Source organism: Williamsia sp. D3 (genome assembly GCF_000506245.1).
Taxonomy (GTDB): Bacteria; Actinomycetota; Actinomycetes; order Mycobacteriales; family Mycobacteriaceae; genus Williamsia; species Williamsia muralis.
Genome location: NZ_AYTE01000036.1, coordinates 1 through 9,987 on the forward strand (window position 1 = coordinate 1; position 9,987 = coordinate 9,987).

Annotated in this window: 8 protein-coding genes; 4 read left to right on the plus strand and 4 right to left on the minus strand. The window is 65.8% G+C overall.

Translation table 11 applies throughout. The annotated features are described in order from the left end of the window. A partial coding sequence (locus tag W823_RS51600) for a (Fe-S)-binding protein (RefSeq protein WP_023961706.1) occupies window positions 1-2,481 on the minus strand: 2,481 nt, incomplete at its 3' end. A 251-nt stretch (window positions 2,482-2,732) separates the two neighbouring features. Here W823_RS51600 and W823_RS51605 point away from each other — a divergent pair. Beyond that, the gene (locus W823_RS51605; protein WP_023961707.1) at window positions 2,733-3,338 is read left to right on the plus strand and encodes a vancomycin high temperature exclusion protein; all 606 of its coding nucleotides are present in this window, start codon (window positions 2,733-2,735) and stop codon (window positions 3,336-3,338) included. On the opposite strand, the gene W823_RS51610 is transcribed toward W823_RS51605, so the two are convergent. Beyond that, window positions 3,278-4,540 (minus strand): acyltransferase, encoded by a 1,263-nt coding sequence (locus W823_RS51610; protein WP_023961709.1) that lies wholly within the window; start codon window positions 4,538-4,540, stop codon window positions 3,278-3,280. The two genes, W823_RS51605 and W823_RS51610, sit on opposite strands and share 61 nt — an antisense overlap. 102 nt (window positions 4,541-4,642) lie before the next feature. Between W823_RS51610 and W823_RS51615 the strand changes: the two genes are divergently transcribed. The 3 genes from W823_RS51615 to W823_RS51625 are packed head-to-tail and all read left to right on the plus strand — an operon-like array spanning window position 4,643 to window position 6,331. Further along, window positions 4,643-5,416 (plus strand): TSUP family transporter, encoded by a 774-nt coding sequence (locus tag W823_RS51615; RefSeq protein WP_023961710.1) that lies wholly within the window; start codon window positions 4,643-4,645, stop codon window positions 5,414-5,416. Window positions 5,417-5,439: 23 nt separating this feature from the next. Beyond that, window positions 5,440-5,835, plus strand: coding sequence for a helix-turn-helix domain-containing protein (locus W823_RS51620; protein ID WP_023961712.1), 396 nt, complete (start codon window positions 5,440-5,442; stop codon window positions 5,833-5,835). Window positions 5,836-5,869: 34 nt separating this feature from the next. Further along, a complete protein-coding gene (locus W823_RS51625) occupies window positions 5,870-6,331 on the plus strand; it encodes a VOC family protein (protein WP_023961714.1) in 462 nt (153 codons plus the stop codon). 6 nt (window positions 6,332-6,337) lie between these two features. On the opposite strand, the gene W823_RS51630 is transcribed toward W823_RS51625, so the two are convergent. Next, window positions 6,338-8,452 (minus strand): acyltransferase family protein, encoded by a 2,115-nt coding sequence (locus tag W823_RS51630; RefSeq protein WP_031333166.1) that lies wholly within the window; start codon window positions 8,450-8,452, stop codon window positions 6,338-6,340. Window positions 8,453-8,491: 39 nt separating this feature from the next. Further along, the coding region (locus W823_RS51635) for a LuxR C-terminal-related transcriptional regulator (RefSeq protein ID WP_023961718.1) at window positions 8,492-9,987 on the minus strand (1,496 nt) is incomplete at its 5' end.

A 9,987-nucleotide genomic window follows, 5' to 3' on the forward strand; every position in this document is an offset into this window, starting at 1 on the left:
TTGCTGCGCCACCCGGCTTGGGTGCGCCGCCGCCTGGCTTCTTGCTGCGCCACCGGGCTTGGGTGCACCGCCGCCCGGCTTCTTGGCGCCGCCGCCGATGCCCAGTCCGCCGCCGACTTTCGGCTTTTCCTTGGTGTCGGTGGCTGTGGCCGCTGCCGCCTTGGCGGGCTCGGCTGCCGGTTCCTTCTTCTCGACCGGCTTGGCCTCTGGTTCGGCGACCGGCGCCGACAATCCCAGCGATGCTGCGCCGAGGAAACGGCCGCCGCGCTTGATCTCGGGGGCGCCGCGCCTGACGGAGTCGAGGATCAGCTGCGCGACGTCGAGCACCTCGACCTTGTTCTCGAGTTCGGTGCCCGAGGTCTTCGCGGTCACGCCGTCGGTCAGCATCACGCGGCAGAACGGGCAGCCGGTGGCCACCTTCTCCGGTGAGGTGCCGAGTGCCTCGTCGACCCGGTCGAGGTTGATGCGCTTGCCGATGGTCTCTTCCATCCACATGCGGGCACCGCCGGCGCCACAGCACATCGACCGCTCGCCGTGACGGGGCATCTCGGTCAGGTTGGCTCCGGAGGCGTCCATCAGCTCACGCGGGGCGTCGTAGACCTTGTTGTGGCGGCCCAGGAAGCAAGGGTCGTGGTAGGTGATGTCCTTGTTGACCGGGGCCACCGGGATGAGCCGCTTGTCGCGGACCAGTCGGTTGAGCAGCTGGGTGTGGTGGACCACCTCGTACTTGCCGCCGACCTGCGGGTACTCGTTGCCCAGGGTGTTGAAGCAGTGCGGGCAGGTCACAACGATCTTCTTGGCCTGCGCGGGAGCGGTACCGAACATCTCGTCGAGGGTCTCGATGTTCTGTTGCGCCAGCATCTGGAACAGGAACTCGTTGCCTGCTCGGCGGGCGGAATCACCGTTACAGGTTTCGCCTTCACCCAGGACGAGGAAGTCCACGGCGGCGATGTCGAGCAGTTCGGCAACGGCCTTGGTGGTCTTTTTGGCGCGGTCCTCGTAGGCGCCGGCGCAACCGACCCAGAACAGGTACTCGAAGCCTTCGAAGCTCTCGACATCCTGGCCGTACACCGGGATCTCGATGTCCATCTCGTCGATCCATTTGGTGCGGTCCTTGGAGTTCTGGCCCCACGGATTGCCCTTGTTCTCCAGGTTCTTGAACAGGCCCGCGAGCTCGGACGGGAAGTCCGACTCGATGAGCACCTGGTAGCGGCGCATGTCGATGATGTGGTCGACGTGCTCGATGTCGACCGGGCACTGTTCGACGCAGGCACCGCAGTTGGTGCAGCTCCACAGGGTCTCGGTGTCGATGACCGCGCCCGTGGTGCCTTCGCTCTCGCCGACCAGCTTGCGCTCGGCCTCGTTGCGGGCGGCCTCGGGGATCGCATCGAGCTTGTCCTGCAGGACGTTTCCGTCGGCGTCGACCAGACCGATCTCGTCGCCGCTGATGTCTTTCTTGCCGCCGGCGAGGAGGTAGGGCGCCTTGGCGTAACCGTGGTCACGCAGTGAGGTGATGAGGAGCTTGGGGGAGAGCGGCTTGCCCGTGTTCCATGCCGGGCACTGGCTCTGGCAGCGACCACACTCGGTACAGGTGGTGAAGTCGAGCCAGCCCTTCCAGGTGAAGTCCTCGATCTTGCCGGCACCGAATGCGTCCACGTCGGGGTCGGCGGTCTCCATGTCGAGGACCTTGCCGCCCGATGTCATCGGCCTGGCCGCGCCGAGCGCGACCCCGCCGTCGTCCTCACGCTTGAAGTAGATGTTGAAGAAGGCCGAGAAGCGGTGCCACGCCACGCCCCACGTGATGTTGCGGCCGATGACGGCGAGCCAGATCATGCCCGACATCAGTTTGATGAGCGCGAAGACCGAGACCATGGTCGGGCTGGCCGGGAGCAGCTTGGCGACCTGCATGGTGAAGAAGTCCGAGCCGGCATGTGCGTGGCCGTAGGTGGCGATCTTGCCGGCCTTCACCATGATCATGCCCAGGCCCTCGAGCAGCACAACCACCTCGACGAAGTACGCGGCGCCGAAGCGCGAACCGGCGAACCGGGAGAGCCGCTCGGGAACGCGCGGGTGATTGAGCTGACGGATGATGATCAGGGTGACGATGCCGATCACGGTGCCGAGGCCCAGGAGTTCATCCAGCAGGTGCCAGGCGAAGGTGTCGCCGAAGTACGGCCAGTGGAACTTGGCGTCGAACGTCTGGCCATAGGCCTCGAACCACAGCAGCGAACCGAGCAGGAACCCGATCATCACCAGCCAGTGGGCCCAGCCGACGGTTCGGAACTTCGCCATCCGCGTGTGGGCGATGAACTCGATCATCATCTGTTTGAAGCGAGGGAGCACCGGCGTGAACCGGGTGTTGTCCTTCTGCCCCTTGGCGATGGTGCGGAGCATCGTCCACACTCCGCGGAAAAACAGTGCCCAGCACACCAGGCTTGCCAGAGCAGCAATGGTGCCGATGGTGATCGTCGCGGTATTCACGGCGTCACGGCCTTTCTCTCTCGAACCATCCGCCCGATATACGTCTGTTTACGCATCGCGGTCGAATGGTTCACCCGGTCGGCCTGATGGCCCCAGATGGGGCCTGGCCCTATCGCAAGCTGTGTGGCGCTCACGGCGTCGCGTTGAATCGCTCCAGCGCACGCAGTGTTCTCCACTAGGTACGTTAAGGCCTGGCTGTGCCAAGGTTTTGCGCAGGTTGTCCTAAGTTACTGATCGGTAAGGTATTTGTGATGTCCGCCATAAGTCGTTACCGAATTCTACTGCTGATCGGCGCCGGGTTGGCAGGCGTCGAGCTTGTCGTGACCATCGCCAGCACCTGGGTGTACGTGCAGGCCCATGGCCGGACGTCCGAGGCCTCCGAAGCCCCCTCGGCATCCGTGGCGCTCGTGCTGGGGGCGAAGGTGATCGACGGCGAACCCGATTCGTACGTACGTGGCCGGCTCGACACGGCACTCGCGCTCTACCGCGACGGCCGGGTGCAGCAGGTGCTCAACTCCGGGAACGGCCGCGCAGTGGCGGGCAACGAGCCGGCGGTGATGCGCGCTTATCTCCAGCAGAACGGGGTGCCCCCGTCGGACATCATCGACGACCCCGAGGGATACGACACCGCGGCATCGTGCCGTCGCGCCCACGACCTGTTCGGGGTGCGGTCGGCGCTGGTGGTCACTCAGGGCTTCCATCTCGGTCGCGCCGTGGCGCTGTGCCGCGACGCAGGTATCGAAGCCCACGGTGTACTCGCCGAATGTGATTGTCCGACATGGACAATCGCGCGCAATCACCTACGTGAGACGGTGCTGGCCCGACCGCGGGCGTTGTTGACGGTGATGATGAGCTGAGCAACGTCGAACTTCTCTGGCATCGGCAACCGGGGCCGGCCGGTCAGATACGCCGACCCAGGCATCCGGCGTAGGGCCTCCACCACGAGCAGTGAGCCGGCAAGCGTGCCGAGATAGACGACGATGGTCGCCCACGGCGCGCCCAACACGTCCACCACCCACGCGACGTTGTTGCGTTGCGGGTAGAGGATGAAGAAGATCAGCAACGCATGTACCAGGAAGACGCTGAACGAGCGATTCGAGGCGTACTTCACCATGCGGTCGAAACGGGGGGTGCTTCGCCGGTGATGGTCGGCCCAGTGCTGGCCGACCGCGTACAGGCACGCCACTGCGGCGACGAGGAACGGGAACAACGTGGGCTGAAAAGCGGCGCTCGCATCGATCGCACGCTGATCATCACCCCACACCCGCCACCAGAAGTTGCCGAGAGCGAACAACCCGGTCACCACCAGTGCGCTGAACAACCACCAGCCCTTGCCCTGTAGCCACAGCCGGATGTCGTCGAGATGGACCGCCGTCACCGCTCCCGCGAACACGAAGAACTGATACGGCACGAAGGTCGCGTAGTAGTGCCACCACACCCCGGCGATGCTCGCAGGTGGTTGCCAGTGCGTGATGACCGCAAAACATGCCCACTGCACTGCCGCACTGACGGCGAGCAGCGCCAGGTGGCGCCCGCGCGTGCGGCGCACCAGCCACAGCACCAGCGGGAACAGCAGGTACACCTGCAGCATCACGAACAAGAAGTACATGTGGAACCCGGACAGGCCCCACTTGAGCAGATCCCAGAACTCCCCGAGGCTGCCGGGGATGTCACCGGTGCGCCCGTGCGCCCACATGTCCTCGACGGCCCAATACACAAAAGACCAGATCACAAACGGGAAGATGACCAGTTTCATCCGCCGGCGCCAGAAGTCCATCGACCGGAAGTCGACCCGCTCGAAGTTCTGGTACATCAGCACGAAGCCGCTGAGCGCAAAGAACATGTTGCGGGTGAAGTGGAGCAGCAGGGTGGTCGAGTTTACCGGAACGCTGTCCCATTCGTCGGTTGTCGCGGTCAGGCAGTGCACGAAGATGACCAGTGAGAAGGTGGTTGCCCGGATCAGGTCGACGTGGTGCAGATACGCCCGCTTCGCGGTCGGCCGGGACCTGCTGGTGACGGTCCCAGCGCCTGCGGAATCGGCGGGGGTGGTGGCGGTCATCGTCGTACAGCATGCCGCATCCACCTGTGATTACCCTCCTCGGTGTCTGAGGGATTTGTCACGTCCACCTACTGTCCATCTGGTGTGGAAAGGCTGTGCGAGATGATCCCCGACTGGGATGTGTTGACGTTGTTGCTGGTCGCGGCCCTTGCGGCGGGCTGGATCGACGCGGTGATCGGTGGTGGTGGCCTGGTGCTGATCCCGGCGATGCTCATCGCGTTCCCCACCGTGGCACCCGCCACTGCGCTGGGTACCAACAAGCTCGCGGCGATCTGGGGCACCGGCGCGGCCGCCATCGCGTTCTCCCGGGTGACCGCCGTCCCGCGACGCCTCGCCCTGATCTCCGTACCGATCGCCGGGGTGTGTGCGGCGGCCGGTGCCACCGCGGCGTCGCTGGTGTCGGCGGATGTGATCAGGCCGCTGGTGATCGTGCTGATGCTGGCGGTCGGGATCTTCGTGGCGTGCAGGCCCTCGTTCGGCCGGAGCACCGGGTCGGGCGGCCCGCTGAGCCGCCGGCAGATGATCGCCGGATGTGTCGCGTTTGCGGTGATCGGTTTCTACGACGGCATCTTCGGCCCCGGTACCGGGATGTTCCTCATCATCGCGCTCACCGTGGTGCTCTCCCGGAGCTTCATCGAGAGTGCGGCGCTGGCCAAGATCGCCAACACCGCGACGAACCTCGGCGCTCTGGTGGTGTTCGCGATCCAGGGGCACGTGTGGTGGCAGCTCGGGTTGCTACTCGCGGTGGCCAACGTCGCGGGATCGCTGCTGGGATCGAGGACGGTGCTCAATCGAGGGTCGGGGGTGATCCGGGCCGCACTGCTCGTGGTGGTCGTGGTGATGTCGGCCAAGCTCGGCTGGGATCAGTTCGCGTAGTTCACTAGGCTCTGACCGTGGCAATGAGTCCCGGTGAGGATCAAAACCGACGGTTGCTGCGCGCCCGCGACGCGATGGACCGCGACTATGCTCAGCCACTCGACGTGCCCCGGTTGGCGGCCGTGGCACACATGTCCGCTGCCCACTTCACCCGAACCTTCCGGGCCACATTCGGGGAGACGCCGCACCGGTATCTGCAGCGCCGTCGCATCGAGCGAGCGATGAATTTGCTGCGCGATCCACTGCTGCCCGTCACCGACATCGCGGCGATGGTGGGGTTCGAGAGTCTCGGGACCTTCAGCCGGACGTTTCGAACCGTCGTCGGCGATTCGCCCAGCGGATTCCGGGCCACTGCCACGCCGGTGAAGGTGCCGGGATGTTTTGTCAGAACCTGGTCGAGACCGAGCAGTTTTGGATAAGCAGCGCGGCCACCCCTGCCCCTACCGTTGAGACATGTTCAAAAACATCAGCATTCACACGGTCATGGTTCTCGATCAGGACGAAGCACTCGACTTCTACGTCGGCAAACTGGGATTCGAGAAAAAAGACGACGTCGACATGGGCTTCATGCGGTGGCTCACCATCGCCCTGCCCGGCGACCCGGATCGCCAGATCCTCCTCGAGGTCCCGGGCCCACCCGCCCACAGCGAAGAGGTGGCCGCAGCGGTCCGCGACCTCGTCACCAAGGGTGCGCTGGGGGCCGCCGCCATGCTGACCACGGACGACTGCCGAAAGACCTACGAAGAACTGTCCGCACTCGGTGTCGAGTTCACCGAGGAACCGACGGAGCAGCCCTACGGAATCGACTGTGCGCTGAGGGATCCCTTCGGCAACCACATCCGGATCACCCAACCGGCCACGGGCCCGGTGGAGATCTCCGACGACGACATCGCCCGCTGGAAGAGTGAGGCGTAGGCGGTCTCACCACCAACCGGGTAGAGCCCTCTGCATGTCGGCGGTGAGTGCGGGGACGAGGCTGCGGACAAACGTCGCACTCAGATGGTGAAAGTCGTGCCATAGCAGGATGTTCCCGACCACGGCGGGGCAGTATGTGTCGCTGCACATCGCGTCGGTGTAGTCGAGGAAACTCATGTTCGGGAACTGGGGCGCGATGTCCAGTGCGGGGTCGGTCGGTGACATCACCAGTGACCTTTCGACCCCGCACACCGACGGCTTTTTGCCCAGCGCAAGGCATTCCGGTGGACTCTCCTGGCCGACGGCCCAGGGGTTGTCGCGTACGGCGATCACCTTTTGTCCGCGGTCACGGAACTCGGTGAAGATGTCGAGGTAGTCCTTGGGGACGAAGTCGCCGGTGACCTGACCTTCCACCGGGCGAGTGCTGTTGGTGAACACCACGTCTGGTCTGTCCACGGCCAGGCGTGCCATCACGTCACGCGACCACTCGTTGCATTGGTAGTACTTCTGGCCGAACCAGGTGAACACGTAGTCCGTGGTCAGCGGGCAGCCGACCTTGAGATAGGTGGTCACCTTGAATCCGTGCTGCCTGCCGATCGCATCGAGAGCGGTGATCCAGTACTCCGCGTGGGAGCCGCCCACGAGAGCCACAGTGCGCGTGGCGTTCACGTCGCCGTACACGCCGACTCTGATCGATCCGTCCTTCCAGCCGGAGATCACCGAGTCGTACGACGTGATGGGCCAGTCCTTTTCGACCACCTGCGGACTGGGTTCGGGCTCCACCCGTGGCACCGGCACGCCGTCGAGGAACGCGCGTGCGCCGGGATACAGGCGCGGATCGAGATTCTGGGTGTCCACCGTCATGTTCTGCACGTGCCGGTTCCAGCTGACGATGCCCGCCCCGGCGACCACGGTGAGTACCAGGAGAACTGCCGTCATCACCGTCGCCGACCGTCGCCACGGCGTCTTTCCGGCCCGGATCGGGGACTCGACGTATCTGGCTGTGGCCCAGGCCAAGAGCAGCGAGACCGCGATGATCCCGGCGCCCTCGATGAAATTCGCGCTGTCTTTGTATCGCCAGGTCAGGTAGAAGATCAGCAGCGGCCAGTGCCACAGATACAGGGCGTAGGCGATGGAGCCGAGCCAGACGATGGATGGGTGGGCGAGCCACGAACTGACCGCGCCGGGGTCGGTGCTGTCGCCGGGTGCGGTCTGGCGCGAGCCACTCCAGATCAGCAACAGGGTCGCGCCGACGGGCACCAATGCGAGCGTCGACGGATACTGCTGCACCCCGACGATCCACCACCCGCAACTGATGATGAGGGCCAAAGCGATCAGGCCTAACAGGTTTCGCATCCACTGCGCCATCTTGAGCCGGGGCATCCACACGGCGAGGAGACCGCCGGCTATCGGTTCCCAGCAACGGGCGATGGTGTCGTAGTAGTTGAAGGGCTGATTGATGCCGTGCCGGTGGTGGGCCCACGCAAAGGAGATCGCCGCGACACCGAGCAGGGCGGCGAACACGATCCCGCGGATGACCTTCGGTCGGCCGAAGACATCGAATCTGAGTGCGAGCCCTCTCAGGACGCCGCCGAGCGCCAATGCGGCCAGCAACGTGACCACAAAGAACTGTCCCTGCACCGACATCGACCACAGATGCTGCATCGGACTGTTCGCCGAATCGGCGGCCTGGTAGTCCTGCGATGCCAGGGCCAGGTGCCAATTCTGGTAATAGAGCGCCGAGGCGACGGCCTCGTCACCCAGCGGCGACCATCGGGTTCGAGGCATCAGCCACAGCGACAGCACCACGATGAACAGCAGCACCGTGAGAAGCGCGGGGAGGAGTCGTCGCGCGAGCCGCCAGAGGCGTGGACCAGGATTGATCGCCGTCGACCACCGAGCAGCGGGAGAGCTGGTGGCCAGCACATGTTTGAGGAGCGACGCCACGAAGAAGTAGCCGGACAGGGTCAGGAAGACGTCGACTCCACCGGACACGCGGCCGAACCAGATGTGGAAGACGGCCACCAGGGTGATGGCGATGCCACGTAGTCCGTCGAGGTCGTGGCGGTACTCGGTGGACTTTTTCGATGGCGCCCCGGACACGACTGGTGGGTCGGTCATGGTGGCGCTCACCGGGGGAATTGTTCCAGATGTTCACCTTCACGATGAGGTGGCGCTCTGGGCTCCCCCTTGATTTGTTGTCGGGCCGTATCCCGCGGCTCTCAGCATCGACAACATCTCCGACCGGGACCCGGCGCCGAGACGACGCCGAATCCTCGCCACGTGATGCTCGACGGTCTTGCCCGAGATGAACAGGCGGGCACCGATTTCGCGGTACGTCAGCCCGAGCAGCAGGTTCCGGGCCACCTCGGCCTCGCGTTCGGTCAACGGGCCGGCGGCCGGGTGCGCGGAATCGACATGTGTTGCGGTGGCCGCGACCGCTGGTGCGCCGACGAGTCGGGCGACCTGCAGCAATGAGGTGGCCGCCTGGGTGTCGTCGACCCGGAGTGCGGCCTCGCCGGCGAGTCGAGCCGCGTCCCAAGGCAATCCGGCCTGCTCGAGCGCCGACGCCGCCTTCTTCACCTCGGCCACATCGGGTTGTCCTTGCAGCACCCGCAGCCACGCCCGGCCCGCGTCGGCAAGGGCCGCACCGAACGGTTCGCCTGCGGCGGCCTGACCGAGCTGACGTGCATAGGGGACCAGGGCCGAGGGGTCGTCCGCGAGGATGGCGGCCTGCACGCCGTACCAACTCCACGACATCGACCACGCCGGCGGTGAGCCCAGAGCCGCGAGCAACCGGTCGGCGGCCGTCACCAGGTGGGCGAGTCGCGCTGTGTCCTGCAAGCGGACCGCCGCGAGCCACAACTCGCCGAGGGGGTGCAATGCGAACAGGTCCACCTCCATCTCGGCCACCACTGGCACGGCGCCGCGCCACGCGGCGACCAGGGCACCCATGTCGCCGCGACGTCGGGCGATCGCCACGGCAAGCGCATGGGCCACCAGCTCGTCCCGCAGGTTCTGGGGCGTGACCCCTCCGAGGATTTCTGTGGCCGTGACCAGGTCGCCGCCCACCATCGCCGTCCACCCGAGGAGGAGTTGTTCGCGTGGGGTCTGATCGCAATCGCGCGACAGTGCGGCCTTCGCGCCGGCGAGGTCGCCACTGTGCAGGCAGAGCAGCGCCGCGACGGCAGCGGCGGACTCGGGTTCGGCTCGGCGGTGCTTTGCGGAGAGGGACACCGCCCGCAAGATGGGCCCGAGGGCCGCAGCCGGCGACGACGTCAACGACGCAAGCAACCCGGAGCTGAGGAGGGTTCCGCGGGCGTTGTCGGTGGTGGGAGGCGCTGCACCTGCGGTTACCGAGAACTCCTCGGCACCCGCACGATCCCCGGTCGCGAGCAGGGTGAGCACGCCGATCGGAGCGTCCGGTCCGGCGGCCTCGGGCCCCAGCCACCGATAGAGGTCTGCCGACCGCGAATACGTTCCACGCCGTGCCGCTACCGCCGCGCCGATCCGGACGGCGTCACTGCGATCTGACGGTGAATCCGCGGCGAGGATGGTGTCGGCCAATCGGGTGGCGGTGTCGAGGTCGCCGGCCAGGGTCGCGGCGTCGGCCAACGGAACCCGGACGACACCGGGGTCGGCGCCGGCCGTGAGCG

What these genes read in the sequence shown, in the direction of transcription:
- W823_RS51620 (WP_023961712.1), top strand. Translation starts at nt 5,440, where the DNA reads ATGAGTCCCGGTGAGGATCAAAACCGACGGTTGCTGCGCGCCCGCGAC.
- W823_RS51630 (WP_031333166.1), bottom strand. Translation starts at nt 8,452, where the DNA reads ATGACCGACCCACCAGTCGTGTCCGGGGCGCCATCGAAAAAGTCCACC.
- W823_RS51625 (WP_023961714.1), top strand. Translation starts at nt 5,870, where the DNA reads ATGTTCAAAAACATCAGCATTCACACGGTCATGGTTCTCGATCAGGAC.
- W823_RS51615 (WP_023961710.1), top strand. Translation starts at nt 4,643, where the DNA reads ATGATCCCCGACTGGGATGTGTTGACGTTGTTGCTGGTCGCGGCCCTT.
- W823_RS51610 (WP_023961709.1), bottom strand. Translation starts at nt 4,540, where the DNA reads ATGACCGCCACCACCCCCGCCGATTCCGCAGGCGCTGGGACCGTCACC.
- W823_RS51605 (WP_023961707.1), top strand. Translation starts at nt 2,733, where the DNA reads ATGTCCGCCATAAGTCGTTACCGAATTCTACTGCTGATCGGCGCCGGG.